The organism is Pseudonocardia sp., assembly GCF_029263155.1.
Taxonomy (GTDB): Bacteria; Actinomycetota; Actinomycetes; order Mycobacteriales; family Pseudonocardiaceae; genus Pseudonocardia.
In genome coordinates, this window is sequence record NZ_JAJCYB010000016.1 from 1 (window position 1) to 26,146 (window position 26,146).

At 74.5% G+C, this 26,146-nt stretch carries 24 protein-coding genes and 1 pseudogene; 9 read left to right on the forward strand and 16 right to left on the reverse strand.

The features are described from left to right. Positions 1–367 (forward strand): phytanoyl-CoA dioxygenase family protein (locus Q1K26_RS02490; RefSeq protein ID WP_300007475.1); only part of this gene is annotated, 367 nt, incomplete at its 5' end. A gap of 306 nt (positions 368–673) precedes the next feature. On the opposite strand, the gene Q1K26_RS02495 is transcribed toward Q1K26_RS02490, so the two are convergent. Further along, positions 674–985, reverse strand: a complete 312-nt coding sequence (locus tag Q1K26_RS02495) for an STAS domain-containing protein (protein WP_300007476.1) — start codon at positions 983–985, stop codon at positions 674–676. Positions 986–1,154: 169 nt separating this feature from the next. Between Q1K26_RS02495 and Q1K26_RS02500 the strand changes: the two genes are divergently transcribed. Beyond that, on the forward strand, positions 1,155–1,382 hold the full coding sequence (locus Q1K26_RS02500) for a DUF3040 domain-containing protein (RefSeq protein ID WP_300007477.1): 228 nt from the start codon (positions 1,155–1,157) through the stop codon (positions 1,380–1,382). A gap of 15 nt (positions 1,383–1,397) precedes the next feature. Here the strand turns inward: Q1K26_RS02500 and Q1K26_RS02505 are convergent, their stop codons facing one another. Next, positions 1,398–1,706: a hypothetical protein gene (locus Q1K26_RS02505; RefSeq protein ID WP_300007478.1), complete on the reverse strand. Its 309-nt coding sequence runs from the start codon at positions 1,704–1,706 to the stop codon at positions 1,398–1,400. A gap of 353 nt (positions 1,707–2,059) precedes the next feature. Here Q1K26_RS02505 and Q1K26_RS02510 point away from each other — a divergent pair, with 353 nt between their 5' ends. The 3 genes from Q1K26_RS02510 to Q1K26_RS02520 are packed head-to-tail and all read left to right on the forward strand — an operon-like array spanning position 2,060 to position 4,388. Further along, positions 2,060–2,746: a response regulator transcription factor gene (locus tag Q1K26_RS02510; RefSeq protein WP_300007537.1), complete on the forward strand. Its 687-nt coding sequence runs from the start codon at positions 2,060–2,062 to the stop codon at positions 2,744–2,746. Then, on the forward strand, positions 2,743–4,113 hold the full coding sequence (locus Q1K26_RS02515) for a HAMP domain-containing sensor histidine kinase (RefSeq protein ID WP_300007479.1): 1,371 nt from the start codon (positions 2,743–2,745) through the stop codon (positions 4,111–4,113). The genes Q1K26_RS02510 and Q1K26_RS02515 overlap by 4 nt, the downstream gene beginning before the upstream one ends. After that, positions 4,110–4,388 carry a hypothetical protein gene (locus Q1K26_RS02520; protein WP_300007480.1) on the forward strand — a complete coding sequence of 93 codons (279 nt, stop codon included), beginning with the start codon at positions 4,110–4,112 and terminating at the stop codon, positions 4,386–4,388. Before Q1K26_RS02515 ends, Q1K26_RS02520 begins: the two co-directional genes overlap by 4 nt. Before the next feature lie 57 nt (positions 4,389–4,445). Here Q1K26_RS02520 and Q1K26_RS02525 read toward each other — a convergent pair whose 3' ends face one another. From Q1K26_RS02525 to tkt, 3 genes are read right to left on the reverse strand one after another with little or no spacing between them, the layout of a single operon-like run. Next, the gene (locus Q1K26_RS02525; RefSeq protein ID WP_300007481.1) at positions 4,446–4,712 is read right to left on the reverse strand and encodes a metal-sensitive transcriptional regulator; all 267 of its coding nucleotides are present in this window, start codon (positions 4,710–4,712) and stop codon (positions 4,446–4,448) included. Between the two features lie 13 nt (positions 4,713–4,725). Continuing rightward, the gene (gene sulP / locus Q1K26_RS02530) at positions 4,726–6,477 is read right to left on the reverse strand and encodes a sulfate permease (protein ID WP_300007482.1); all 1,752 of its coding nucleotides are present in this window, start codon (positions 6,475–6,477) and stop codon (positions 4,726–4,728) included. Between the two features lie 26 nt (positions 6,478–6,503). Next, positions 6,504–8,510 (reverse strand): transketolase, encoded by a 2,007-nt coding sequence (gene tkt / locus Q1K26_RS02535; RefSeq protein WP_300007483.1) that lies wholly within the window; start codon positions 8,508–8,510, stop codon positions 6,504–6,506. 125 nt (positions 8,511–8,635) lie between these two features. Between tkt and Q1K26_RS02540 the strand changes: the two genes are divergently transcribed. After that, positions 8,636–9,289, forward strand: coding sequence for a response regulator transcription factor (locus Q1K26_RS02540; protein ID WP_300007484.1), 654 nt, complete (start codon positions 8,636–8,638; stop codon positions 9,287–9,289). 11 nt (positions 9,290–9,300) lie between these two features. On the opposite strand, the gene Q1K26_RS02545 is transcribed toward Q1K26_RS02540, so the two are convergent. From Q1K26_RS02545 to Q1K26_RS02555, 3 genes are all read right to left on the reverse strand, one after another. Then, positions 9,301–10,329: a class I fructose-bisphosphate aldolase gene (locus Q1K26_RS02545; RefSeq protein WP_300007485.1), complete on the reverse strand. Its 1,029-nt coding sequence runs from the start codon at positions 10,327–10,329 to the stop codon at positions 9,301–9,303. Positions 10,330–10,514: 185 nt separating this feature from the next. Further along, positions 10,515–10,820 carry a rhodanese-like domain-containing protein gene (locus Q1K26_RS02550; RefSeq protein WP_300007486.1) on the reverse strand — a complete coding sequence of 102 codons (306 nt, stop codon included), beginning with the start codon at positions 10,818–10,820 and terminating at the stop codon, positions 10,515–10,517. Then, the gene (locus Q1K26_RS02555; RefSeq protein ID WP_300007487.1) at positions 10,793–11,860 is read right to left on the reverse strand and encodes an MBL fold metallo-hydrolase; all 1,068 of its coding nucleotides are present in this window, start codon (positions 11,858–11,860) and stop codon (positions 10,793–10,795) included. The genes Q1K26_RS02550 and Q1K26_RS02555 overlap by 28 nt, the downstream gene beginning before the upstream one ends. Positions 11,861–12,166: 306 nt before the next feature. On the opposite strand from Q1K26_RS02555, the gene Q1K26_RS02560 reads away from it, so the two are divergent. Both Q1K26_RS02560 and Q1K26_RS02565 read left to right on the forward strand, forming a co-directional pair. Further along, positions 12,167–12,754, forward strand: coding sequence for a rhodanese-like domain-containing protein (locus Q1K26_RS02560; protein WP_300007488.1), 588 nt, complete (start codon positions 12,167–12,169; stop codon positions 12,752–12,754). Between the two features lie 67 nt (positions 12,755–12,821). Beyond that, positions 12,822–13,535, forward strand: coding sequence for an HAD-IA family hydrolase (locus tag Q1K26_RS02565; protein ID WP_300007489.1), 714 nt, complete (start codon positions 12,822–12,824; stop codon positions 13,533–13,535). 32 nt (positions 13,536–13,567) lie between these two features. Here Q1K26_RS02565 and Q1K26_RS02570 read toward each other — a convergent pair whose 3' ends face one another. From Q1K26_RS02570 to Q1K26_RS02605, 8 genes and pseudogenes are all read right to left on the reverse strand, one after another. After that, a complete protein-coding gene (locus Q1K26_RS02570) occupies positions 13,568–14,971 on the reverse strand; it encodes an MBL fold metallo-hydrolase (protein WP_300007490.1) in 1,404 nt (467 codons plus the stop codon). A gap of 296 nt (positions 14,972–15,267) precedes the next feature. Beyond that, positions 15,268–16,530, reverse strand: coding sequence for a molybdopterin-binding protein (locus Q1K26_RS02575; protein ID WP_300007491.1), 1,263 nt, complete (start codon positions 16,528–16,530; stop codon positions 15,268–15,270). Between the two features lie 5 nt (positions 16,531–16,535). Beyond that, positions 16,536–17,663: an Mrp/NBP35 family ATP-binding protein gene (locus tag Q1K26_RS02580; RefSeq protein ID WP_300007492.1), complete on the reverse strand. Its 1,128-nt coding sequence runs from the start codon at positions 17,661–17,663 to the stop codon at positions 16,536–16,538. Continuing rightward, complete coding sequence (locus Q1K26_RS02585) at positions 17,663–20,632, reverse strand: molybdopterin-dependent oxidoreductase (protein ID WP_300007493.1); 2,970 nt, start codon at positions 20,630–20,632, stop codon at positions 17,663–17,665. The genes Q1K26_RS02580 and Q1K26_RS02585 overlap by 1 nt, the downstream gene beginning before the upstream one ends. Positions 20,633–20,708: 76 nt before the next feature. Further along, on the reverse strand, positions 20,709–22,247 hold the full coding sequence (locus tag Q1K26_RS02590; protein WP_300007494.1) for a 4Fe-4S dicluster domain-containing protein: 1,539 nt from the start codon (positions 22,245–22,247) through the stop codon (positions 20,709–20,711). Positions 22,248–22,372: 125 nt separating this feature from the next. Further along, a pseudogene (gene glpX, locus Q1K26_RS02595) lies at positions 22,373–23,385 on the reverse strand (class II fructose-bisphosphatase). Between the two features lie 159 nt (positions 23,386–23,544). Next, positions 23,545–23,982 (reverse strand): heme-binding protein, encoded by a 438-nt coding sequence (locus tag Q1K26_RS02600; protein ID WP_300007495.1) that lies wholly within the window; start codon positions 23,980–23,982, stop codon positions 23,545–23,547. Continuing rightward, on the reverse strand, positions 23,979–24,473 hold the full coding sequence (locus tag Q1K26_RS02605) for a hypothetical protein (RefSeq protein ID WP_300007496.1): 495 nt from the start codon (positions 24,471–24,473) through the stop codon (positions 23,979–23,981). The genes Q1K26_RS02600 and Q1K26_RS02605 overlap by 4 nt, the downstream gene beginning before the upstream one ends. Before the next feature lie 214 nt (positions 24,474–24,687). Between Q1K26_RS02605 and Q1K26_RS02610 the strand changes: the two genes are divergently transcribed. Then, positions 24,688–26,094, forward strand: a complete 1,407-nt coding sequence (locus Q1K26_RS02610; RefSeq protein WP_300007497.1) for an MBL fold metallo-hydrolase — start codon at positions 24,688–24,690, stop codon at positions 26,092–26,094. Positions 26,095–26,146: the final 52 nt, after the last annotated feature.

Below are 26,146 nucleotides of genomic sequence, written 5' to 3' on the forward strand. Positions count from 1 at the left end.
CGCCCACAACGGCTGCCTGATGATCATGCCCGGGTCGCACAAGGAGTTCGTCGCCTGCGTCGGACAGACCCCCGCCGACCACTACAAGCAATCCCTGCGCGAGCAGGAGATCGGCACCCCCGACCAGGACAGCCTCACCGCGCTGGCCGACCGCCACGGCATCGCCATGCTCACCGGCGCCGCCGGCTCGGCCACCCTGTTCGACTCCAACTGCATGCACGGCTCGGGCGGCAACATCACCCCCTACCCGCGCTCGAACATCTTCGTGGTGTTCAACAGCGTGCACAACGCGCTGGAGGAGCCGTTCGCCGCGCCGGCGCCGCGACCGGCCCACGTCGCGGCCCGCACCGTCACACCCGTGTCCTGAGCCGGAGGCGGCGGCCGGGCAGCGGGCGCCGACCGGGGCCGCGGCGGACATCCTGAGCTGCGCCGGTCCGGGAACCCGCTGTTCCGGGCCGGTCCGAGCGGCCGGCGGACCGAGGGACTTCCCGCCGGGACACCGATGCTGTGCCACCGATCCGCGAGTGAGCTCCCCAGTCCGCCTCGCACATGTCGGTCATCCGCACCCCGGGTCCTCGTCCCCGGCCCGCCGGCCGCCCGTCAAGTTGTAGCGGAGCGACGGTGCCGTGCCCAGCGGAGGCGGGACATCGTCAGCCGTTCGTCAGGAGCGCGGTCAGGAGGCGAGCGCGGCGTCCAGGCCGCAGATCGCCAGGGAGCGGTACAGTGCCGGGTGCGCGCCGCACACCGTCATCCGCCTGCCGGACGCGCGCAGGGCGTCGTGACAGCCGACCAGCAGGCCGGCGGCCCGGCAGCTGAGAAACTCCGCTTCCGACAGGTCGACGACGACGTCGCGGGAGCTGTCCACGGCATCGTCGAGTGCGAGTCCCAGGTGCGGGGAGCCCATCAGATCGACGTCACCGTGGACCTCGATCCGGTGTTCCTCGGCGACCGTCACGACCAGTTCGACGTCCGCCGTGCAGATCACGTGCAACGTGCCCCTCCGTCAGCTCGACTCACGCGATGCCGGCCGATCCTCGCGCGGAACGGGTCGACGCCGGCACCCCGATGCCGATCCGTCAGGAGAAAGTCAGGTGGATGCGCGCCGGGACGGTCCACCCTGGGAACCGTCGACCGGATCGGGCCGGGGGAGGATCGTGCGCAACGGTTTCCGCGAGCGTCGCCTGCTCGCCCGGACAGCGAAGCAGCTGGCTGCGGACGACCCGCAGCTCGCGGAGGCGTTCCGGCTCTGGAACGCGCGGTGCTGCGGTGTCGAGCCCACCGACGACACCCGGGTGGTGTCCGACCGGCTGCTGCGGATGGTGTTCTGCGCGGCGGTGGCCGCCTGCGTGCTGCTGGCCGTCACCGGTTGCGGACCGTTCTGAGCGTCCGCGCCGCGTTCACCGGGGTCGGCGGGACCGGCCGGCGGGCGGCGGTGCCTGGTCCGCCGCGGTGACCATGAGCCACACCGCTGCGGCGGCGCAGACGGACAGGACGACGACGGTGACCGATCCGCTCAGCGCGGCCAGGCCCAGCAGGATCGCCGCGGCCTCCCAGCCCGTGACGACCGTCGTGTCCTCGTCGAACGGCGTCGGCACCGCGCCGTCGGGTCGCCCGGGCCCGGGCGGACCCGGCTCCTCGGCCGGGGCGCCGGCGGCCTCCTCGTGGCGCATCCAGGCCCACCGGCCCGTTCCGTAGGGAAACCACATCTGCGTCCACCTCCCCGCCGAGCATCCCCGCCGACGCGGTCGCGGACACCCGGCCGGGCGCACCGTCAGGTGATCGCAAGGACCCGACCGCGGCATCCGGCGGTTCCGATGACGCGAACGGCAGGCCGCTGAGCTGACGATCTGCTTGCATACGGTGTGACAGCCTGCCCTCGACGCCCCGGCATCCGGCCGATGCGCGACCATCAGTGACGACGGAGGGAGTGGCGGATGCCCACGGGTCTCGAGGTGCTGCACCGGACGGCCGTGCAGCGGTCGCGGCGGCGCCGCACCGTTCCGCGACCGTGACGGCCGCGGACGACCACGGCGCCCCGCCGGCCACGGCGGTCGGCGCGATGGACGCGCGGCTGCTCCTGGTCGAGGACGACGAGCGCATCCGCCAGGCGCTCGGGCTGGCGCTGGCCGACGAGGGCTGCGAGGTCGTGGAGGCGGAGTCGGGCGAGGCGGCGCTGCGGCTGATCGGGTCGACGCCGGTGGACGTCGTGCTGCTGGATCTCATGCTGCCCGGCGTCGACGGGCTCGCGGTCTGCCGCACGCTGCGGGCCGGGGGCGACCTGCCGATCATCATCGTCTCCGCGCGGACGGACACCGCCGACGTCATCGCCGGGCTGGAGGCGGGCGCCGACGACTACGTGACGAAGCCGCTCGTGGCCAGCGAGCTGGCCGCCCGCATCCGTTCGCTGCTGCGGCGCCGGCAGCCCGGGCCGGGCGGGCCGCGGACGCTGCGCATCGGCGATGTCGAGGTCTCCCCGGACGAGGAGCTCGTGCGCCGCGACGGCGAGGAGATCCACCTGACGCGCACGGAGTTCGGCGTGCTGCTCGAGCTCGCCGAGGCCGGGGGCCGGGTCGTCACCCGCGAGGAGCTGCTGCGCCGCGTGTGGGGCTACGACTACTTCGGCGACACGCGGCTGCTCGACGTCCACGTCCGGCGCCTGCGGCGCAAGGTCGAGCGCGACCCGGACGCGCCCGAGTGCGTGCTGACGGTCCGGGGGCGGGGCTACAAGGCCGGTCGGGCCGGGTGACGCGGCCCGCGGTGCCCGTGCACCTGTCCCTGCGCTGGCGGGTCGCGCTGGCGTTCGGCGGCGGGGCGCTGTTGTTCACCGGGTTGTTCGCCACGGTGACGTGGAACCTCGCGTCGGACTACATGCTGCGCCAGCGGGAGACCAGCGCGATCCTGCAGGCCGAGCTCAACGTCCGGCTGGTGGACGCGTCGCTGAGGGAAGGATCGGAGGGCCTCGACGACCTGTTGACCGGGCTGAGCACCGACTCCGAGTCGACGGTGCTGGTCCGCCGTCCGGAGGGCTGGCTCACCAGCGGGCGCCAGGTGGTCCCCGACCAGCTTCCCGCGTCGCTGCGGGCCCTCGCGATGGAGGGCGTGGCGGCACGGCAACGGCTGATGGTCGACCGCGTCCCGGTGCTCGCCGTCACCCACCCGGTCGCACTGGCCGACACGGTCTACGTCGAGCTGTTCCCGCTCTCCCAGCTCGACCGGACCTTCCGGTTCCTCAGCACGGTCCTCGGCGCCGGTGTCGCGCTGTGCGCGTTGCTCGGGGTCGCGCTCGGGTCGTGGGCGAGCCGGCGGGCCCTGCGGCCGCTCACGGAGCTGACCGGTGCGGCGTCGCGGGTGGCCGGGGGAGACCTGACGGCGCGGCTGCCCGAGCAGGGCGATCCCGACCTGGCGCCGCTGGCGGTGACGTTCAACCGCACCGCCGAGGCGCTGGAGAACCGGGTGCGCCGGGACGCGCGGTTCGCCGGCGACGTCAGCCACGAGCTGCGCTCCCCGCTGACGACGATGGCGAACGCCGCCGAGGTGCTCGTACGGCGCCGCGGGGAGATCTCCGGCACCGCGGGTCGCGCCCTGGACCTGCTGCTCGGTGAGACCGGCCGCTTCCAGCGCATGGTCGTCGACCTGCTCGAGATCTCCCACGACGAGCGCGACGGACCCACCGAGCCGGTCGACCTCGCCGATCTCGTGGACAACGTGCTCAGGTCCCGGACCAGATGCCCCGGTCTCGTCGTGGAGTACGCCGAGCCCGCGCCGGTCGTGCAGGGGGACCGGCGACGGCTCGACCGCGTGGTGGCCAACCTGCTCGACAACGCGGACAAGTACGGCGGCGGCCCGGTGCGCGTGGCGGTGACGCGCAGCGGGGGCAAGGCGCGCGTCGAGGTCGACGACGCCGGGCCGGGCGTCCCCGAGGAGTACCGGGACGTGGTGTTCGAGCGGTTCGCCCGCGGTGCCCAGGCCGGGCGGCGCGGCGGGAGCGGCGGCAGCGGTCTGGGCCTGGCGCTCGTCGCCCAGCACGTCCGGCACCATCGCGGGGCGGCATGGGTGGAGCAGCGGCCCGGTGGCGGTGCCCGGTTCGTGGTCGAGCTGCCGGAGTCGACGTGAGGCGGCGCGCGCTCGTACTGGTCATGGCCGCGGCCCTCGCCACCGGGTGCGGTGTCGCCGTCGACGCCGCGCCCCGCCCGCTGGAGCCCGTCACCCTGGCCCCGCCCCGGCCGACGCCGACCGTCGTCCAGCGTTCCGACGACGGCACCGTCGAGTGCCCGACCGGCACACCCGAGCCCGCCGCGACGGCCGTGGCCGGGGCGACGGCTGGGGCGACGGCTGGGGCGACGGCCGGGCAGCCGACGACGCCCGCCTCGGTGGCCCCGGCGTGCTGATCCCGCCGCGACGGGAGGCCTCCGGATGGGCCGGGGTGCCGGGTGCCGGGGCGCCCGTCAGGCCAGGGAGAGGAAGAGCTTCTCCAGGGCGGACTCGTCGAGCCGGCGGGCGGCCGGGTCGTCCTGTTCGAGGCACTGCTTCATCCCCGTAGCAATGATCTTGAATCCGGCCCGGTCGAGGGCCCGCGAGGCCGCGGCGAGCTGGGTGACCACGTCGGCGCAGTCCCGGCCCTCCTCGATCATCCGCACCACGCCGCCCAGCTGGCCCTGCACCCGGTTGAGCCGTTTGACGACCTCGCCGAGCTGATCGCGTTCCACGTTCATCCGAACCTCCCCGTCATGTACCCCCGAGGGTATCGCGTGCGGGCCCCGCTGTCCCCGGGCCGTCCGGTCGCAGCGGGGAGCCGGGATCGAGGTCGAGGGCGCGGACGGCCGCGGCGACGTCGGCATGCATCCGGCCCTCGGTCAGCAGGGCGGCGCTGTCCGCGGAGCGGGCGAGCACGTCGCTCACGGGGCCCCGGGTCGCGGCGAGGTGCAGGGCGACCCCGGCGGCGCGCAGCGCGTCGTCGAGCTCGGCGAGCACCTCCGTGCCGGTGTAGTCGATCCACGCCAGCGAGCTCGCGTCGAGGACCACCGCCCGCAGCTGCGGGCGCAGCGCGACGGCGTCACCGATCCGGTCGGCCACGGCGCGGGAGTTGGCGAAGTACAGCGGCGCGTCGAGCCGGAACAGGGCGACCGACGGGTCCGTGCCCGCGTCGTCGTGCCGGGCGAGGTTGCGGTAGCGGGCCGTACCGGGCACCCGGCCCAGTTCGGGCAGGTGCGGTCGGGCGGACTGGCGCAGGAACACCACGATGCTGACGGCGGCGCCGACCCCCAGCCCGGTGGCGGGGCCCAGCACCAGGGTGGCCAGGAACGTCGCGACGAGGGCGACCAGGTCGCTGCGGCGGACCCGCGCGATGGACCGCGCCCCCCGCACGTCGACGAGCGAGGCGACGGCCACCATGATGATCGCCGCGAGGGCGACCTTGGGCATCAGCGCGAGCAGCGGGGTGATGGTCACCAGCGCGACCGCGACGACCACGGCGGCCAGCACCCCGGACATCGGCGTGCGGGCCCCGGCCCCGAAGTTCACCGCCCCCCGGGAGAATCCGGCCGCCACGGTGAAGCCACGGAAGAAGCCCACCGCGACGTTGGCGGCGCCGATCCCGATGAGCTCGCCGTTGGCGTCGACCCGGCGGCGGGTCCGCCGGGCGAAGGTCGTCGCCGTGCTGATCGACTCCAGGTAGGACACCAGGGCGAGCGCGGCGGCCGCGGGCAGCAGCGCGCCGACGTCGCCGGGGTCGAGCGAGGGCAGCGCGAACCCCGGCAGCCCGGCGGGCACCTCCCCGAGCACCGCGACCTCGCCGGAGAGTCCGGGCAGCAGCACGACCAGCGCGGCGGCGACCACCACGATCAGCGGCCCGGGGGCCCTCGGGACGACGCGGCGCAGCAGCAGCAGCGCGGCCACGGCGCCCACCCCGACCGCCAGGGTCGCGGGGGAGATGCCGCCCAGGCGCGGCACGAGCCCGGCGACGGTGTCCACCAGCGTCGTGGAGCCGCCGCCACCCGCGACGCCGAAGAAGTCCTTGAGCTGCGACGCCGCGATCGTCAGCGCGGCGGCCGTGGTGAACCCGCTGATCACCGGCACCGAGATGAAGCTGACCAGCGTGCCGACCCGCAGGACGCCCGCCCCGATCTGCAGCACGCCGGTGAGCACCGCGAGCAGCCCGGCCAGCGCGACGTAGCGCGCGGGGTCGCCGTCGGCGAGGGGGGCCACGGCCGCGGCCACCAGCAGCGAGTCGATGGCCACCGGGGCGACCGAGGAGTAGTTGCTGGTGCCGAGCAGCGCGTACACGAGCAGCGCGACGATTGCGGCGTAGAGCCCCGTGATCGGGGGCATCCCGGCCAGTGCCGCGTAGGCCATGCCCTGGGGGATCAGCAGCACGCCGACCGTGGCGCCGGCCCGGGCGTCCGCCCCGAACGTCGGCCGGTCGTAGCGGCGCAGCCACCGCAGCGGGGGCAGGAACCGCGCCGCGGTCACGTCGTTCACCGCCCGAATAGTACGGACATTCGGGCTCAGGTGTCGATTGTCGGGTCGGTCACCCGGGTGACCCGCACGGCGGCGTCGACGAGGTGCCCGCTGGTGAACCCGAGCCGGGCGTACACCTCCGGGCCGGGGGCACTCGCGCCGAACCGCTCCAGCCCGATCACGGCGTCGCCCGGCCGGCTCACCGCCCGCCAGCCGACGGGTGATCCCGCCTCGACCCAGACCGCGGGCAGCTCGCCGAGCAGCTCGTGCAGCCTCCCGCTGCCGACCGCACGTTCCCGCCAGGGCACCGAGACCACGCGGGCGGCGGGCCCGTCGAGCTCGTCGAGGCGGTCGGCGGCGGACAGCGCGAGGCTCACCTCGGAGCCCGTGGCGACCAGTACCACCTGCGCGGGCCGGGCCGGCTCCCGCACGGTCCGCGCCCCGTGCTCGGCGACCACCGCCGCCGGCACGGGATCGAGCACCGGGAGGTCCTGGCGGGTCAGGACGAGCGCGGTGGGACCGTCGGTGCGGGCCAGCGCCGTCGCCCAGCAGGCCGCGGTCTCGTGGGCGTCGGCCGGGCGCAGCACGGCGAGACCGGGGATCAGGCGCAGGGCCTCGACGTGCTCGACCGGCTGGTGGGTCGGCCCGTCCTCACCGACCACGACCGAGTCGTGGGTGAACACGTGGACCACCGGCAGCCCCATCAGCGCGGACAGCCGCAGCGCGGGCCGCAGGTAGTCGGAGAACACCAGGAACGTGCTGCCGAACGGGCGCAGCCCGCCGTGCAGGGCGATCCCGTTGAGGACCGCGGCCATCCCGTGCTCGCGGATGCCGAATGCGACGGTGCGCCCGGAGAAGTCGTGGCGGGTCACGACGCCGTGGCCGGGGAGCGCGGTGCCGGTGGAGCCCTCGAGGTCGGCCGAGCCGCCGACCAGGCCGGGGCACGCGTCGGCCGCGGCGCGCAGGGTCGCGCCCGACGCCACGCGGGTGGCGGTCGCGGCGTCGAAGTCCGGCGGGTCGAACGCGGTCCGGCCCGCGGCGTCGGACCACCGTCGCCAGCCGTCGGCGTGCGCGTCCGCCCAGTCCAGGCGCGTGCGCCGGCCCCTCCCGGCGATCTCGGCACAGTGGGCGGCGACGTCGGAGGGCACGTGGAACGGCTCGTCCGGCCACCCGTGGCGCGCCCTGAGCTCCGCCACCCCGGCCACGCCGAGCGGCGACCCGTGTGCCTTCGGCGTCCCGGCGACGGGGGAGCCGAAGCCGATCACGGTGCGGACCGCGACCAGGCTCGGGCGGGCGGTCTCCTCGGCGGCGTCCTGCAGGGCCGCGCAGACGGCGTCGAGGTCGTTGCCGTCGCCCACCCGCGCGGTGTGCCAGCCGTAGGCCGCGAACCGGGCCAGCGGGTTGTCGCTGCACGACCGCGACGCCGCGCCGTCGATGGTGACGTCGTTGTCGTCGAACACCACGATCAGCCGACCCAGACCCAGGTGCCCGGCCAGCGACGCGGCCTCGTGGCTGATCCCCTCCATCAGGTCGCCGTCCCCGGCGAGCACCCAGGTGCGGTGGTCCACGACGGGCCCGTCGGCGTTGCAGCGGGCGGCCAGCATGCGCTCGGCCAGTGCCATGCCCACGGCGTTGGCCAGCCCCTGACCCAGCGGTCCGGTGGTCGTCTCCACCCCGGGGGTGTGGCCGTGCTCGGGATGGCCGGGCGTCCGCGAGCCCCACTGCCGGAACCGGGCCAGCTCCGCGGCGGGCAGGTCGTAGCCGGTCAGGTGCAGCAGCGCGTAGAGCAGTGCCGAGCCGTGCCCGGCGGAGAGCACGAACCGGTCGCGGTCGGGCCAGCCCGGGTCGCCCGGGTCGTGGCGCAGGAACCGGGAGAAGATCGCCCAGGCCGGCACGGCCGCGCCCAGCGGGAGGCCGGGGTGCCCGCTGTTCGCCGCCTGCACCGCGTCCGCCGCGAGCATGCGGATCGTCGCGACGGCCCGGCCGTCGACGTCGTCGGGGGCGGGGGCCAGGTCGGCGACTACCGCGGTGGGGGCGGTGGGGGTGGCGGTCAACGGATGGCCTCCTCGGGACGTTCCATGGGCACGGCCCCGACGCTAGGCAGCACCGGCACCCGGGCGGTTCCCCGCGCGGGGGGAGACGGCCGGGGACCGATTGTCCGGACAGCTACCATCGACCGATGGTCGCCCGCCCGCTGCGCCTCGTGCTCGTCGACGACCACGAGATGGTCCGGACCGGGCTCAAGGCGATGCTCGCGGGCCTGGACGTCCGGGTCGTGGGGGAGGCCGCCGACGCCGAGGGCGGCGTGCGGGCCGCGGTCGACCTCAACCCCGACATCGTCGTCACCGACGTCCGGCTCGGCCGGCACAGCGGCCTGGACCTGTGTCGCACGCTGCTCGCCCGCGACGCGGCGCGACGGATCGTGATGCTCACCGTGTACGACGACGAGCAGTACCTGTTCCAGGCCCTGCGCGCCGGGGCCCGTGGCTACCTGCTCAAGCAGATCGACGGCGAGGAGCTCGTCCGCCAGCTCCACCGGGTCCAGGACGGTGAGATCGCGGTGGACGCCACGCTGGCGGGCCGCGTGGCCGCGTCCGCCGCCCGCATCGACGCGGGCGAGTTCTGGCCCGGTGCCCGCCTCGGCCTCACCCAGCGCGAGAGCGAGGTGCTCGGACTGATCGTCGCCGGGCTGTCCAACGGGGCGATCGCCGGGCGCCTGATCGTGGGGGAGGAGACCGTCAAGAGCCACGTCCGCGCCGTCTACCGCAAGCTGGAGGTGCCCGACCGGGCCGGAGCGGTGGCGGTGGCGCTGCGGGAGGGCCTGTTCCGCTGACCCCGCGGGAGCTACGCGGTCTGCAGCGGCGCTCCCGATCCGCGCAGCACCGCGGCGTTGCGCCGGACGAGGCGGGCCAGCGTCGCCTGGGCGGCGGCCACCCGGTCCGGGGCGCCCCGCCACTCCAGCAGCGCCGGGCTCACCAGTGCCCGGCCGAAGGAGAACGTCAGCGGCCACGGCGTGTCGATCTCCTGCATCGCGGCGAGGTGCGCGGTGGCCGTCTCCGGGGCCTGGCCGCCGGACAGGAACGCGACACCGGCGAGCCCGTCGGGCAGCACGGCGCCCAGCACGTCCACCGTCGCCCGGGCGACCGCCGCCGGGGGGCACCGCTGCGGGGACCCGTCCCCGGGCACCACCATGTTCGGCTTGAGGACGGTGCCGCGCAGGTCGACGCGCGCGTCGCGCAGGGCGTCGAACAGGGCGGTCAGCGCGTCGGTCGTGGCGCTCGCGCACCGCGAGAGCGGGTGCGCGCCGTCCATGAGCACCTCCGGCTCGACCACCGGGACGATGCCCGCGGCCTGGCAGGCGCTCGCGTAGCGGGCGAGGGCGTGGGCGTTCGCCGCGAGCGCCCACGGGCTCGGGGTGGCCTCCCCGATCCGGATGACCGCGCGCCACTTGGCGAAGCGCGCCCCCAGCTCCGCGTACTCGGCGAGGCGGGCCGGCAGCCCGTCGAGCCCCTCGGTGACCAGCTCGCCCGCGGTACCGGGCAGGTGCGTCGTCCCGGTGTCCACCTTGATCCCCGGGAGCAGGCCCAGGTCGCGCAGCGCCCGCGGGAACGGCCGGCCGTCCGCGAGCCGCTGGCGCAGCGTCTCGTCGCACAGGATGACGCCGCTGACCCCCTCGTGCAGGTCCGGCGTGGTGACGAGCAGCTCGCGGTAGTCCCGGCGGCCGGTCCCGGTCGGCGTGACACCGGCCTTCTCCAGCCGGGCCGACATCGTGGCGATGCTCTCGTCCGCCGCGAGGATCCCGCGGCGGTCAGCGACCAGCTCGCGGGCGGTGGCGTGCAGCGCGGCGGTCGTGGCGTCGGGCGCGATCGGCATGCGGGTCCCTCCGGTGTCCCTCCCGGCCGGGTGCCGGGCTCGTCGGCGACGCTACGAACGCGCGGGCGCGCTGCCGTCCCCCCGGCGGAGGACGTGCACGGGGAGGCCGGCCCGTCGGGCGACGGGAGGGGCCCCGGGCCGGCCACGGGGGAGGCCGGGCCCGGGGCCCCGGTCGGGTTGACGCGTCAGGCCGCGTCGGCCTCGGCGCGCGCAACGACGTCGGGCACGCCGACCTCGTCGAGCACCACGGCCCGGTATCCGGCGTCGGCCAGCACGCCGGCCGCGATGCTCGCGCGCCGTCCGGTGCGGCAGGCGACGAGCACGGGCCGGTCGCGGTCCAGCTCGGCGGGTATCCCGTCGGTGAGCAGGTCCGGGAGGAATCGGCGGACGGATCCGTCGATGCTCGCGTCCGCCCACTCCGACGGCATCCGCACGTCGAGCACCTGGGCGTCCGGCTCGGCCATCAGCTCGCGGAACCGGTCGATGCCCACCAGCTCGAACCCGACGCCGGCCCGGTCGGCCGGGAGGCCGCGGACGACCCCGACGACGGTGTCCACGCCGATCTGGGCGAGCTGGGTGAGCGGCTCGGTGACGTCCTGGTCGGCATCGGCGACGAACACGATCGGTGAGCTCCGCGGGACCAGCCAGCCGGCCCAGCTGCCGAAGTCGGTGGTGACCTCGATCGCCAGCGACCCGGCAGGATCCCGGCCGCCTGCTCGGCGCGCGGGCGGACGTCCACCACCTGCGTGCCCTCGGGCTGGGTGGCGATGTCGTCGACCGAGAGCTCCGGGAGGTCGCCGTCGGGCATCGCGGGCACACCCAGGACGTTGGCCGGGCCCATGAACCTGTAGAACGCGGGGATCGGCATCGCCGATCCGAGCAGCTGGTCGACGAACTGCTCGGCCGTCGGGATCGCCAGGAGCGGGTTCTCCCTGCGCTCCTGGCCGATCGTGGAGGTGAGGCGGCCCGCGCCGGACGCCGTGCAGAACGACCCCTGGCCGTGGGTGGGGTACAGCCCCAGGGAGTCGGGGAGCCCGGCGAGCCGGTGCAGCGACTGGTGCTGCAGCGTCGCCATCGTGCGGGCGCGCTCGGGACCCAGCAGGTCGGGCCGCCCGGCGGAGGCGACCAGCAGGCTGCCCCCGGAGAACAGTGCGGCCGGCTCGCCGTCGACCAGCACCAGGTAGCTGGTGTGCTCCGGAGTGTGGCCGGGGGTGTGGATCGGCCGGATCGTCAGCGCGCCGCCAGGGATGTCCTCGAGGTGGAACGCGGGCGTGCTCGGGTACGCGGGCGCCGCCGCGGCGGGCAGGACCAGCTGTGCGCCGGTCGTGTTCGCGGCCTGCTCGGCGCCCGAGACGTAGTCGTTGTGCAGGTGGGTGTCCAGGACGAAGCGGAGCTGCACATCCTGCTCGGCCGCCGCGTCGAGGAAGCGGTCGATGTCGCGTTGCGGGTCGACGAGCACCCCCTGCCCCTCGTGCACGAGCAGGTAGGTCTGGTCACCGAGGCCGGCGGTGCGGAACGTGAGGACGTCCATGTCCTCTCCTCTCTGGTCCGTGACGATGCCCACGAGTGTGTACGGATGGCCGGACATTGACAAGCGACCGCGCAGACCTGCGCATCGAGGCCCGGACGCCGGGAAGGGGCCCCCGCGGGCCGGGAGACCCGGACGAGCCAGTCCTCGCTTGATGTCCGTACAATTTCTCGTGGTTCCGTCGCGGCTGTCCGGTACGTCCCGCCCGCGCGGCGACCGGCGCCTCGCGTAGGATACCCCTTGGGGTACCCACATCGGGCGATGTGCAGCCTGCGCATCCGCCCTCCGTGACCACGAATCGGAGCACGCATGACCGTCAGCACGCCGACCGCGGCACCGGGCACGATCGACGTCGCCACGCTGCAGGCCGAACTCTCCACCAACCCGGACACGCTGCTCGTCGACGTCCGCACGCCCGGCGAGTTCCAGGGGGCCTCGATCGAGGGCGCGGTGAACCTGCCGCTGTCCCAGGTCGACGCGCACCTGCGCCGGATCGTCCGCGACGCGGGCGGGCGGATGGTGCTCGTCTGCCAGTCCGGGACCCGTGCGGAGCAGGCCGCCACGACGCTCGCCGGGGCCGGGCTCTCCGACGTCGCCGTCCTCGACGGTGGGATGAACTCCTGGGTGGCCGCCGGTGCGCCGGTCCGCCGCGAGGAGCAGGCGAAGTGGGCGCTGGAGCGGCAGGTCCGGCTCGTCGCGGGCGGGATCGTCGCCTCGTCGATCGCGGGGAGCGTGTGGTTCCCGAAGCTGCGCTTCCTGGCCGGCGGCATCGGGGCCGGGCTGGTCTTCGCCGCGGTGAGCAACTCCTGCGCGATGGGCAGCATGTTGATGAAGCTGCCCTACAACCAGGGGGCCGCCGCCGACGTCGAGAAGGCCATCGAGCGGCTGCGCGGCTGAGTCTCCCGCCGCGGCTACCTCGGCGGGGGGATCCGGTCGCGGTACGACCGGGCCTACCGTCGGGGCCGTGCTCACCGCGGTGCTGTTCGACGTCGACGGGACGCTGGCCGACACCGAGCGCGACGGGCACCGGCCCGCGTTCAACCGAGCCTTCGCCGAGCACGGGCTCGCCGACCGGTGGGACGTCGAGGACTACGGCCGCCTGCTGTCGGTGACCGGCGGGCAACGGCGCATCGAGAGGTTCCTCGCCGAGCGCGGCCACCCCGACCCGGCGGGTCTGGCCCGGGCGCTGCACCGGGCGAAGACCGAGCACTTCGTGGAGTGGGTCCGCTCGGGGCCGGTGCGGTGCCGGCCCGGGGTGGACGTCCTGCTCGCCGACCTCCGCGCGGCGGGCCTGCGGCTCGGCGTCGTCACCACCGGACGACGGGCGTGGGTGGCGCCGCTGCTGGACCGGTTGTTCGGGCCCGCCGCGTTCGAGACCGTCGTGACCGGCGACGACGTCGAGCGGCTCAAGCCCGCCCCCGACGCCTACCTGCTCGCCCTGCGACGGCTCGGGCTCGACGCCGCGGCCGCCGTCGCCGTCGAGGACTCCCCGCCCGGCCTGGCCGCGGCCCGGGCCGCCGGCCTGCCCGGCGTGGTCGTCACGAACGGGTACACGGCCGGCGCCGGTTTCCCCGGGGCCGCGGCCGTCCTGGAGTCCTTCGACGGCCTCGACGCGGCGGGCCTGCGGCGAGCCGCGCACGCACCGGCCACCCGCGCACGTCCCGACATGCGCGGATGACCCGAAGGTGCGCGGATCGGGCGCGGCGTGGCTCAGGCGGGGGCGACCCGCACGACCGGTCGGGAGCCGTCGTCCCACGCCCCGAACCCGCCGATCAGGTCGGACACGTCGGCGAACCCGCGCGCCCGCAGCGCGGACGCCGCGATCGAGGACCGGTAGCCGCCCGCGCAGAACACGATCGTGGGCTTCGCCGGGTCGAACTGCGACACCCGCGCGACGAGCTCGGGCAGCGGGACGAGGTCCGCGCCCGGGACGGTGCCGCTGACCCGCACCTCGCCCGGGCCGCGCACGTCGATGACCTGCACGTCGGTGGGGGCGGCGGTGACCTGCGCGGCGGTCAGCCGGCTGCCTGGGGTGAGGTGTTCCGCGGCGACGCCGGCCGCGCCACCCGCGAGGTGTCCCACGACGCGGTCGAACCCGATGCGGGCCAGCCGGTTGCGCGCCTCGGTCTCCGTGCCCGGGTCGGCGACCAGCACGATGTCGTCGCCCGCGCCCAGTACCTGTCCGGTCATCTCCGCGAACCGCCCGCCGAGGCCGACGTTGACCGAGCCGCGCAGGTGCCCGGTCGCGAAGTCCTGGGGGTCGCGGGTGTCGAGCAGCACGGCTCCGGCGGCCTGGGCGGCGAGCGCCTCGGCGGCCGACAGCGCGGGCACCGGCTGCGTCTCGTCGAGGGTGGGGCGTTGCTGGCGGTTGCGGACCGAGGCGTACGCGAAGTAGGCGGGCGCGGTGCTCTGGCCCTCGCAGACCGCGGCGACGAAGTCGTCCTCGGCCATCGGGGCCAGCGCGTAGTTGGTGCGGCGCTGCTCGCCGACGGTGCTGGTGGTCTCGGTCGAGAGGTTCTTTCCGCACGCCGACCCCGCGCCGTGCGCCGGGTAGACCCCGGTGGCGTCGGGCAGGGTGAGCAGCTGCTCGCGGGTGGAGCGGAACAGCGCCCGGGCCAGCTCCTCGGACGACCAGCCGTTCGCGCCGAGCAGGTCGGGCCGGCCCACGTCGCCGATGAACAGGGTGTCCCCGGTCAGCACCCCGAACGGGACCTCGTCGCCCGCCGCCGCCCGCACCACGATGCAGATCGACTCCGGGGTGTGGCCGGGCGTGTGCCGGATCTCCAGCTCGACCTCGCCGAGCGAGATGCGCTCGCCGTCGCCGAGCCGGTCGATCTCGAACTCGACCTGTGCCCCGGACCCGTAGGCGATCCGCGCCCCGGTGGCCGCGGCCAGCTCCAGGTGGCCGGACAGGAAGTCGGCGTGCACGTGGGTCTCCAGGACCTGCTCGATGCGCAGGCCCTCGGTCTGCGCGTCGGCCAGGTACTCGCTGACGTCGCGTTGCGGGTCGACCACGACGGCCCGGCCGCTGCTCCGGTCGCCGATCAGGTAGGAGGCCTGTGAGAGGCAGCCGAGGTAGTACTGCTTGAAGGCCAGTGCGCCCGTGCCGTCCATGTGGGTCCTCCATGCTGCGGCAGTCTGCTCACTTTGACCGTACATCTGCGCCGCGGCCCGGTCGAGGGCTGACGCGGCCGGACCGACCGATGAGTTCGGTCGGACGCGCGGGTCGGTACCCGTGACGGCACATCGCCGTCACGGGGTCGCCGCCGCGTGCGGCTCCGGGGGACAGGGGGTGAGCCGTGGTGGAGCAGATGGTGGCGGTGGGCGGGGTCGAGCTGTGCGTCGAGACGTTCGGGCGACCGGCCGATCCGGCGGTGCTGCTGATCGCGGGCGCACCGACGTGGCTCCGCTCAGCCGGTCCCCACCCGGTCCGCGGCGGGAGCGCCGGGCAGCCGCTCGACGGTCACCGTGGCCCCGGCCGGGTGTCCGGTCGCACCGGCGGGGACCCGCAGGACGCCGTCGGCGCGGGCCAGCCTGCTCAGCGCCCCGGCCCCGCGCCCGCTCGGCACGGCGGTGAGCGTGCCGTCGCGGTCCTCCAGGCGGACCAGTACGCTCTCCTCGACGTGCCCGGGGGAGTCGACCGCGGTGCCGAGCACCGCGGTGACCCGGTCCACCGGGCGCGGCGCGCCTCCGGTGAGCGCAGCGATCATCGGGGCGGCGAAGGTGTCGAACACGTGCGCCGCCGAGACCGGGTAGCCCGGCACGCCGACGACCGGCACCGGGACGGTGTCCTCGAGCACCCCCAGCACGACGGGGTGGCCCGGCCGCATCGCGACCCCGTGCACCGCCACCTTGCCCAGGGTGGCGAGGACACCCGCGGTGTGGTCGTCGCGCCCGGCGCTCGATCCGGCGATGACCAGCACCAGGTCGGCCCCGTCGGCCGCCGCACCGACCGCGGTGGCCAGCAGCGCGGGGTCGTCGGGGACGACGGGCAGCACCCGGGTCGCGCAGCCCGCCTCCTGGGCCATCCCGGCGAGCATCAGGGAGTTCGTGTCGACGATGCCGCCGGGCCCCAGACCACCGGGTTCCAGCGCGCTGCCCACCGGCCGGATCTCGTCGCCGGTGGGCAGGACCGCCACGACCGGGCGTCGCACCACCGGCAGGTCACGGTGTCCGGCGGCGGCGACCATCGCCGCGTCGACCGGGCGGACGCGGTGCCCGGCAGGGAGCAGCCGCTCCCCGGCGACGACGTCCTCGCCGATCGGGCGCACGTGCCGCCCCGGCGGCGCGGGCGCGACGATCTCCACCGTGCCGTCCGGGACCCGGCGGACGTGCTCGCGCATGATGACCGCGTCACGGCCGGCCGGCAGCGGGTCACCGGTGTCGACGACGTCCCAGGAGCCGGGGGGCAACCGAACCGGGCGGTCCTGCGAGGCGTCCACGGTGTCCGCGGAGCGCACCGCGACGCCGTCCATCGCCGCGCGCTCCTGTGCGGGGGAGGACCACAGGGCGTGCACGTCCGCTGCCGTGGTGCGCCCGGCGGCGGCGTCGAGCGGGACCCGCTCGACCGGCCGTCGCGGAGCCCACCCGGCCTCGGCACAGCACGCGAGCCAGGTGCGGTGGGCCTCGCCGACCGGGCCGGCCGGGGTCGGCGCGAACCGGGCGGTGGACACGTCGCCTACCGGGACACCACGGACAGCGGCAGCGCGCGACCGGCCAGCTTGCGCTGCGGGGCGGGCAGGACCGTGGCGATCCGGGCCAGCTCGCGCGCCGAGGCCGACCCGGGCGCGTCGACCACGACGGGCACCCCGCGGTCACCTGCCTCCCGCAGCTCGATGTCGAGCGGTACCTGCCCCAGCAGCGGCGCCCCGGCCTCCTCGGCCAGCAGCGCCCCGCCCCCGGTGCCGAACACCGACGTGTGCTCGCCGCAGCTCCCGCACACCGACGCCGTCATGTTCTCGATCACCCCGGCCAGCGGCACCCCGGTCTCGGCCGCCATCCGGGCGACGCGGGCGGCGACGACCGTGGCCGTGCGCTGCGGGGTGGTCACCGCGAGCAGCGTGGTGTCGGGCAGGAACTCCAGCAAGGACAGCGTCGCGTCGCCGGTGCCCGGCGGCAGGTCGACCAGCAGCGCGTCGAGGCTGCCCCAGTAGGTGTCGGTGACGAACTGCTGCAGCGCCTTGTGCAGCATCGGACCACGCCACACGACCGGCTGCTCCTCGTTGACGAAGAAGCCGATCGACATGAGCCCGACACCGTGCGCCGGCACCGGCATCATCAGCTCGCCGAGCACCACGGGGTTGCGCCGCACCCCGAACAGCTGCGGCATCGAGTACCCCCAGACGTCGGCGTCCAGGACCCCGACGCGCTTGCCCTGTGCCGCGAGGGCCACCGCGAGGTTGGCGGTGACGGTGCTCTTGCCGACCCCGCCCTTGCCGCTGGCGATCGCGTACACGCGGGTGCCACCGACACCCAGCGTGCCGTTGAGCGGCGGGGCGGCCAGCTTGAGCCGGTCGGCGAACTCGGCCCGCTCGCGCGGCGCCATGGTGCTGAACGCGACCTCGACCTCGCGGACGCCCGCCTCGCCGGAGACGACGGTGGTGACCGCGTGGCGCAGCTCGTCGACCAGTGGGCAGGACTCCGTGGTCAGCCGCACCTCGACGCGGACGTGCCCGCGCCGGGCGGTGATCTCCCCGAGCATGCCCAGCTCGGCGAGCGGCCGGCCGATCTCCGGGTCGTGCACCGCGGCCAGGGCGTCGCGGACGGTGTCGGTGTCGACCCCGGCGGGACGGGTCAGCAGGCCCATCAGGACGTCCCGCCCTCGGCCGGGGCGGTGCCGGGGGAGTGGAACGGCGGCTGCCCGTCCCCGTCGACCCGGAACGCGCGGCGGCGCGGCTTCACCGGGCGCATCAGGAACTCCGGGCGGCGCTGGCCACCGGGGCCGAGCATCGGCCGGGTCTTGGCCAGCCACTCCCGGTAGACCTCCATCGACCGGGCGGTGTCGACGTAGACGTCGCCGTACTGGTCGCCCGCGTGCGCCTTCTCCAGCCGCACCTTCTGCAGCCAGCACTGCATCCCCGACCACGGGTCGGGCTGCACGGCGAACGCGAGGTTCTGGTGCACGCCCGGGTCCTTCCACCAGATCCGCTCCGAGTCCGGGTCGTCGGAGGAGAAGGGCTCGATGCCGCCCTTGTAGCGCAGCAGATGCGAGTCCGGGCCGTCCGGGTGGGTGATGTCCACCAGGCCCTGCGACCAGCGGCTGCCCTCGGTGTCGTGCAGCCGCCAGCGGCCCATGTGGTGGGAGAGCGCGCAGACGCCGGGCCGGATGCCCTCGGTGACCCAGACCCGGGCCACCAGGTAGCCGATGGAGGTGTTGAGCCGGACCAGGTCGCCGGTGGCCACCCCGTGCCGGGCGGCGTCGACGGAGTTGAGCCACATCGGGTGGGAGTTGGAGATCTCGTTGAGGTACTTCGCGTTGCCCGAGCGGGTGTGGATCAGCGTGGGCAGCCGGAAGGTGGGGACCAGCACCAGGTCGCCCGCCGCCAGGTCGATCTCCGAGGCCGCCACGTGGGAGCGGATGTAGCCCGGGGTGGCGTGCTCCTCCCAGCCCCAGTCGCGCATCGTGGGGGAGTAGACCTCCAGCTTGCGCGACGGGGTCAGCCAGCCCGCGGTGACGGTGCCGTCGTCGTGGCGCACGCCGACCGCGCCCGCCTCACCGATCAGCGGCGGCACCGAGTCGAGGTCGGTGGGCTTGCGCAGCACGCCGGGGGTCGCCGAGTCCGGGCCGTCCGGGACCGCCCCGTCGAGCTCGGTGTCGGTGAGCGCGCGCTCGTCCTGCCGGTAGAGCTTCTCGGCCACCTCGACCACGCCGTAGCGACGCATGTACTCCAGCGGCGTGAGGCCCTCGGCGTCGGCCTTCTCCTTCAGCCCGGGCACCCGGTTCTCGAAGATCCACCGGTAGTACTCGTCGACGGTGATCTTCTCGCCGGGCCGGTAGGGCGACTCGAAGTGCTTCCGGATCCCCATCGACCCGTCCGGGTCGATCCGCCAGGACAGCTCGAACCAGAGCTCGTTCTCCTCCCACACCTCGCCGGGGTTGGCGTCGCGGGTGTCGCCGACCGGCATCCCCATCTTCTCCATCGCCACCCGGCGCACCGGCTGGCGGAAACCCAGCCACTTGGCCGCGTGGGTCTCGTAGGACTGGGTGTCGTGGCGCTCGGTGGAGTGGCCCATCGGCAGCACGTAGTCGGCGAACTCGGCGGTCTCCGACCAGGTCGGGGTCAGGGCGACGTGCAGGCCGACCTTCTCGGGGTCGGTCAGCGCCTTCATCCAGGTGAAGCCGTCGGGGTAGGTCCAGATCGGGTTGAACACCCGGGAGAAGTAGACGTCCATCCTCCCGCGGCCCTCCTGCAGGAAGTGCGGCAGCAGGATCGACATCTCGTTGCAGGACATCGGGTACTCGGCCGGCCAGGCCAGCTCGTTCCAGTTCGCGTGCGCGGGCACGTCGGGGCCGTGCGGGATGAACTTGTTCCAGCCGTTGGGCTGGGTGCCGCCCACGCCGCCGATCGAGCCGGTCAGCGCCAGCACGAACCACATGCTCCGCGCCACCTGCCAGCCGCCGTAGTTGCCGGCCGCGGCGGAGCGCCAGATGTGCGCGGCGAGCTTCCCGTCGCAGCCGGCGACCAGGCGCGCCACCTCCTCGATCCGCTCCACCGGGACCTGGGTCTCGGCGGCGGCGAACTCGAAGGTGTAGCCGGCGTAGTCGGCCTCGATGCAGTCGAGGAAGGACTCGAAGGTGGGCTCGGCGGACGGGTGGCGCTCGCGCAGGTAGACGTCCCAGTTGAACCAGCGCCGCAGGTAGGGCTCGTCGATCTGGCGGGTGCGCAGCAGGTAGGACGCGATCGCCAGCAGCATCGCGGCCTCGCTGCCCGGCCACGGCGCGAGCCACACGTCGGCGTGCGAGGCCGTGTTCGACATCCGCGGGTCGACGACGACCAGCTTCGCGCCGGCCTGCTTGCCCTCCATGATCCGCTGGGCGTGCGGGTTGAAGTAGTGCCCGGTCTCCAGGTGGCTGGAGAACAGCAGGATCACCTTGGCGTGGGCGTGGTCGGGGGAGGGCCGGTCGAACCCGCCCCACAGGGTCTGCCCGAACCGCGCTCCCGACGAGCAGACCTGGGTGTGGCTGTTGTGCCCGTCGACGCCCCACGCCTGCAGCACCCGCTCGGCGAAGCCGTCCTCGCCGGGGCGCCCGACGTGGTAGGCGACCTCCTCGTTGCGGCCCTCGGTGATCGCCGCCCGGATCCGGGCGGCGATGTCGTCGAGGGCGTCGTCCCAGCTGACCCGCTCCCACTGCCCGCCGCCGCGCTCGCCGGTGCGGCGCAGCGGGTGCAGGATCCGCTCGGGGTCGTCGATCTGGTTGATCGTGGCCGGGCCCTTGGCGCAGTTGCGCCCGCGTGACCCGGGGTGCGCCGGGTTCCCCTCGACCTTCTTGACCGACAGGTCGTCCTTGTCGACGTAGGCGAGCAGCCCGCAGGCCGACTCGCAGTTGAAGCAGGTGGTGGGCACCAGCATGTAGCTGTGCGGCACCTTGCGCGGGTGTGCCTTGGCGTCGTAGGCGACGTGGTGGTCCCACTCGGAGACCGGCGGGTAGTTGCGCAGGTGCTCGTGGGTGCGGGCGCCGGGCAGCGGGTGGCCCACGGCGGGGGTTGCCGGTGTGGTGGGCGCCGGGGCGGTGGGGGCGGCGCCGGTGGTGTCGTGGCGGGCGGTCTCGGTCATCGGGATTCCTCGCAGAGGGGGCGCGGTGTGGTGGGCGCGGTCCGGGAAGGCGCGGTGGCGCGGGCGACGCCGCGGGTCAGGAGAGCGGCACGTCCTGGCCGGCTCGGACGAACACGGACTCGTAGGCGAGCAGCGCCACCTGCACGGCGAGACCGGCGACGGCGACGAGGACGACGGCCCCGCCGCCCCAGGCCGGGACCGTCAGCACCGCGGCGACGGCCGCGAGTGCCACGGCGCCGAACCAGAACAGCCGGGCGTAGCGGCCGTGGGTGATCATGTGGGCTCCCGTCGCGGCGCCCTTGCTCGAGTGCTTCCCGCCGTACTCGATCAGCAGCATGAGCACGTGCAGCACGGTGGCGACGAGGAAGACCCGCGAGATCAGCGCGAACTCCGGCGCCGGGGTGCCGGCGAGCGCGGCCGCCACGGCCAGCGCGCCGCCGCCGACCATCACGGCCTGCACGATCAGGTGCCAGAACAGCAGCGGCGACTGCCACAGGTCGCGGCCCTCGGCCTGGCCGAACAGGAACCCGGTGTACCCGGCCAGCATGGCCCCGGTGGGGATGCCGAGCACCGCGAGCACGGTGAACGCGGTGTCGGCCGAGGCGATCAGCCCGGTCTCCACCCCGATGCCCAGCAGTAGCCAGATCCCCGCCACCGCGGCGAACAGGGCCAGCGCGTAGGACCCCAGCACGAGCCAGGACCCGAAGTTGGACTTGAGGAAGATGTAGAGGAAGCGCTCGGGGCGCTTGAGGTCCCAGATCAGCAGGGCGCCGGTGATGCTCACCCCGGCGACCCCGAGCGCGGGGGCGACGACGGTCGACAGCACCCCGAGGTCGATCCCCAGCAGCAGCGCCAGCGCGGCGATGAGCACCGCCCCGCCGCCGACGGCCTTGGTCCACAGGTAGGTCGTGACCCGCCAGCCCCACGGCCGCGTGTGCTCGGTGTTGAGCGTGGTGCGGGCGCCCGTCACCGGGTCGACCGGCAGGTCCTTGCCGACGTCGACGCGGTGCGCGTCGGGGGAGGAGAAGATGTAGCTGCTGTCCACCGGGGCTCCCAGCGGGTCGAGCACGGCGCGGTCGGCGCCCAGGTAGAACACGTTCGGGCCGGTGTTCTGCTCCGGTGCTCGCACCGTGACCGGGTTCGAGTTGACCAGCTTCGAGATCCCGCTGTGCGGGTCGTCGAGGTCACCGACCCAGATCGAGTGCGTGGGGCAGACGACGACACACGCCGGTTCCATGTCCTCGTCGATGCGGTGCGCGCAGAAGTTGCACTTGGCCGCGGTGTGGGTGTCCTCGTCGATGTAGATCGCGTCGTACGGACAGCCCTGCATGCAGCTCTTGCAGCCGATGCACCGGTCCTTGTCGAAGTCGACGATCCCGTCCTTGCGCTTGTACAGCGCCTTGGTCGGGCAGATCTTCACGCACGGCGCGTCCGTGCAGTGGTTGCAGCGCATGACGCCGAAGTCGCGGGTGTTGTTCGGGAAGGCGCCCTGGTCCACGTACTTGACCCAGGTCCGGAACTGTCCCACCGGGATCTCGTGCTCGGTCTTGCACGCCACGGTGCAGGCGTGGCAGCCGATGCAGGTCCGCTGGTCGATGGCGAAGCCGTACCGCACTCGACACCTCTCCTCTTCGAGGGCTCACCGAGGACGGTGACCCGCCCGCCGAGTGATCTGGCGTGTGAGTCTGCCATGAGTCCGGATGTACGGACAAGCCACTCGGTCCGGCGGTATCGGCGGTGTCAGTGCCGGTAGTCCACCGCGCTGTAGCGCTCGAGCCGGTCGAGGCGGTGGTCGCTCTGCATCCGGCGGACCGTCCCGCTGCGCGCGCGCATGACCAGCGAGTCGGTGGTGGCGGTGTCGGGGCCGTAGCGGACCCCGGCGACCAGGTCGCCGTCGGTGACCCCGGTGAGCACGAGGAACGCGTCCTCACCGCGCACGAGGTCGTCGCACTCCAGCACGGCGTCGAGGTCGACACCCGCGGTCTGCAGGTGGACCTCCTCGGCGGCGTCGCGAGGTGCGAGCCTGCCCTGCAGGGTGCCACCGAGGCACTTCACGGCGCAGGCGGCGATCACGGCCTCGGCCGTGCCGCCCAGTCCGATCAGCATGTCGATCCCGGTCCGCGGGCTCGCCGCCATGATCGCCGCGGACACGTCGCCGCCGGTGAGGAAGCGGATGCGGGCACCGGCGTCGCGCACCTCGCGCGCCAACCCCTCGTGGTGGGTGCGCGCCAGCATGCCGACGGTGACGTCCTCGACGTGGCGGCCGGTGACCTTGGCCAGCCGGTGCACGTTCTCCGCGACCGACGCGCGGATGTCGAGCTGGTCACGGGCCTCCCGCCCGGCCACGAGCTTGTCGATGCGCAGGCACACCGACGGGTCGAACATCGCTCCGCTCGGGGCGACGGCCAGTACGGAGACCGCGTGGGACAGGCCCTTCGCGGTGAACGTGATCCCGTCGACCGGGTCGACGGCCACGTCGTAGCGGCCGCCGCTGCCGTCACCCACCCGGTCGCCGCGCTCGAGCCGCACCTCGTCGTCGTCGGTGCCCTCGCCGATGACGATCGTGCCGGCCATCTCGACGCTCCCGATCATCGCCCGGACGGCGTTGACGGCGGCGGCGAGCGCGCCGCCCGCGTCGTTGCCCCGACCCACCTGCCGGTCGCCATCGCCGCCGCCTCGGTCACCCGGACCAGTTCCAGGGCGAGGTTCCGGTCGGGCACGGGCCCGCCCCGCGCCGTCGCAGCATCGGTCACATCGCCACATCCTCCCGGCCGCAGGGGCGGCTCGCCCGCCCCGTCGTCGACGACCGCGGCGCGCACCTGGGTGCCCGCGGCCGTCTCCGGTCCAGCTCACAGGCGCCGGGGCCGGGGCGCATCACCGTCAGGGGGGAGGGCGGCGGGGGTCCTGGGGGTTCAGCTCACCCCCTGCACCGACTCGGCACCGGCGGCGGCGACCGTGCGGTCCTGGTCGGGCATCCCGCCGCTGACCCCGATCGCGCCGACGATCTGGCCGTCGACCGAGATCGGCAGTCCGCCGGCGAAGACGACGACGTTGCTCTTGCCGCCCTGCAGCGTCTGGATCCCGTACGCGGGCCCGCCGGGCTGGGCGATCTCGCCGAGCTTCTCGGTGGGCATGTCGAAGGCGCGGGCGGTGCTGGCCTTGTCCAGCGCGATGTCGATGCTGCCCAGCCACGCCCCGTCCATCCGGGCGAACGCGGTGAGGTTGTTGCCGGCGTCCACGACGGCGACGTTCATCCGGAGGCCCTCGGCGGCCGCCGCCTTCTCGGCGGCCTCGACCACCGTGCGTGCCTGCTCGAGGGTGATGCCGCTCTGACTCGTCAGGTGTGTCATGTCCCGTCCTTCCTGGTGTCGTGACGTCCACCCGGTGGCTGCCCCGGCCGGGGCCGGGCGAAACCGGCCCTCGCCTGTGCGCGGGCGATCACGATGGCGGCGGCCAGTCCGAAGACGACATGGACGAGCAGGCTCGGCCACACCGCCGCGGCGCCCTCGGTCCACGGGGCGGGGCGGCGGTACAGCAGCGGCAGGGCCAGCGCGTTGACCACCAGCCAGTAGGTCGCGCCGTAGACGACTCCGCCGGCGACCGCGATGCCGGGGCGGGGACGCAGCGCGGCAGCGGCGACGGCGAGCGGGACGGCGCTGACGACACCGATCACCAGGTGCAGGGCGAGCAGCACCACGGGACGCCGGGTCCCGGTGAGCTGCTCGGCCAGCAGCTCGCCGTAGCGGTTCACCTCGAAGCCCGCCACGGACAGCGCCAGGCCGACCGGCACCATCGCGAGCGCACCCACGACCCCGGCGACGACCACGTCCCGAGCCCTCACCGGGCGGCCTCACGTGATCGGGCCGAGCGCCGTGGCCTGCTCCCGGCCCCGGGGCGGCGCCGCGCCGGTCGCGGGTGGTTCACCATGGCTCCCAAATGTCCGTACACTATGTCTGGTTATTCGGCTACAGAGGGAATAGTCCCGAGTGTGGTGCGGTTCGATCATAGTACCCCCCGGGGTATGCCGAGCCCGGACACGGAGAAACGGAGACGAGATGCTGCTCGAACGGATCTACGACAACGACCTCGCCCAGGCCGGCTACCTGATCGGCTGCCAGGCCAGCGGAGAGGCCGCGGTGGTCGACGCCCGCCGCGACATCGGCGTCTACCTCGATCTGGCGCAGCAGCACGGGATGCGGATCGTCGCGGTCACCGAGACCCACATCCACGCCGACTACCTGTCCGGCACCCGCGAGCTGGCCGCCGCGACCGGCGCCGAGATGTACGTCTCCGGCGCAGGCGGGGAGGACTGGCAGTACGGCTTCGAGGCCACCCGGCTGCACGACCGCGAGGCGATCAGCATCGGCCGGCTGCGGATCGAGGCCCGGCACACCCCGGGGCACACCCCGGAGCACCTGGCGTTCCTGGTCACCGACGGCGCGTTCGCCGAGGAGCCCGGCTACATGCTCTCCGGTGACTTCGTCTTCGCGGGCGACCTCGGCCGGCCGGACCTGCTCGACGAGGCCGCCGGCGGTGTCGACACCCGCTACGAAGGGGCGCGACAGCTCTTCGCGAGCCTGCGTGACACGCTGCTGGCCCTGCCCGACCACGTGCAGATCTTCCCGGGCCACGGCTCGGGGAGCGCGTGCGGCAAGGCGCTGGGCGCGCTGCCGTCGACCACGGTCGGCTACGAGCGGCGCAACGCCTGGTGGGGCCCCTACCTGAGCACGGGTGACGAGCAGGGGTTCATCGACGAGCTGCTCGACGGGCAGCCCGACGCGCACGCCTACTTCGCCCGGATGAAGCGGCAGAACACGCAGGGCCCGCAGATCCTGGGCGACCGCGGGGAGCTGCCCGAGCTCGCCCCGGCCGACGTGGCGGCCTCGCTGGCCGACGACTCGGCCATCCTCGTCGACTCGCGCCCGGCGACCGAGGTCCGCGAGGGCACCGTGCGCGGGGCGCTCGCCGTGCCGGCCGGCGGCAAGGCGGCCAGCTACGGCGCCTGGGTGTACGACCCGGAGACCGAGACCCGCCCGCTGGTGCTGTTCGTCCCCGACCGGGCCACCGCGCAGGACATGCGCGACCACATGATCCGGGTCGGGATCGACGAGTTCGCCGGCTTCGTCACGAGCATCGACGGGCTGCCGACCGAGGTCCCCGCGCAGGTCGCGCCGGCCGACCTGGACACCGCCGGTGCCGCGCTCGTCCTGGACGTGCGCAACCGCACCGAGCACGCCGCAGGCCACGTCCCCGGATCGCAGCAGCTCAGCGCCGGCCGCCTGCTGTGGAACCTGGACACCCTGCCCAAGGACGGGCTGATCGTGACCTACTGCCAGTCCGGTGTGCGCAACTCCGTCGCGGCGAGCGTGCTGCGCCGGGCGGGCTACCAGGTCGCCGAGCTGGAGGGCAGCTACGCGGGCTGGAGCGCCTGGCACGACCGCGAGCGCATCTCGGTGGCCTGATCACCGCGCCGTCGGCCGCCCGAGCTGCGCATCCTGTGGTCAGCAGCGCACG

Excerpts from the sequence above, each read along its gene's own strand:
- Q1K26_RS02505 (WP_300007478.1), bottom strand. The coding sequence starts at position 1,706 with ATGTGGTTTCCCTACGGAACGGGCCGGTGGGCCTGGATGCGCCACGAG.
- Q1K26_RS02555 (WP_300007487.1), bottom strand. The coding sequence starts at position 11,860 with ATGGACGTCCTCACGTTCCGCACCGCCGGCCTCGGTGACCAGACCTAC.
- Q1K26_RS02610 (WP_300007497.1), top strand. The coding sequence starts at position 24,688 with ATGCTGCTCGAACGGATCTACGACAACGACCTCGCCCAGGCCGGCTAC.
- Q1K26_RS02600 (WP_300007495.1), bottom strand. The coding sequence starts at position 23,982 with ATGACACACCTGACGAGTCAGAGCGGCATCACCCTCGAGCAGGCACGC.
- Q1K26_RS02525 (WP_300007481.1), bottom strand. The coding sequence starts at position 4,712 with ATGAACGTGGAACGCGATCAGCTCGGCGAGGTCGTCAAACGGCTCAAC.
- Q1K26_RS02570 (WP_300007490.1), bottom strand. The coding sequence starts at position 14,971 with ATGGACGGCACGGGCGCACTGGCCTTCAAGCAGTACTACCTCGGCTGC.
- Q1K26_RS02545 (WP_300007485.1), bottom strand. The coding sequence starts at position 10,329 with ATGCCGATCGCGCCCGACGCCACGACCGCCGCGCTGCACGCCACCGCC.
- Q1K26_RS02540 (WP_300007484.1), top strand. The coding sequence starts at position 8,636 with ATGGTCGCCCGCCCGCTGCGCCTCGTGCTCGTCGACGACCACGAGATG.
- Q1K26_RS02580 (WP_300007492.1), bottom strand. The coding sequence starts at position 17,663 with ATGGGCCTGCTGACCCGTCCCGCCGGGGTCGACACCGACACCGTCCGC.
- Q1K26_RS02510 (WP_300007537.1), top strand. The coding sequence starts at position 2,060 with ATGGACGCGCGGCTGCTCCTGGTCGAGGACGACGAGCGCATCCGCCAG.
- Q1K26_RS02560 (WP_300007488.1), top strand. The coding sequence starts at position 12,167 with ATGACCGTCAGCACGCCGACCGCGGCACCGGGCACGATCGACGTCGCC.
- Q1K26_RS02585 (WP_300007493.1), bottom strand. The coding sequence starts at position 20,632 with ATGACCGAGACCGCCCGCCACGACACCACCGGCGCCGCCCCCACCGCC.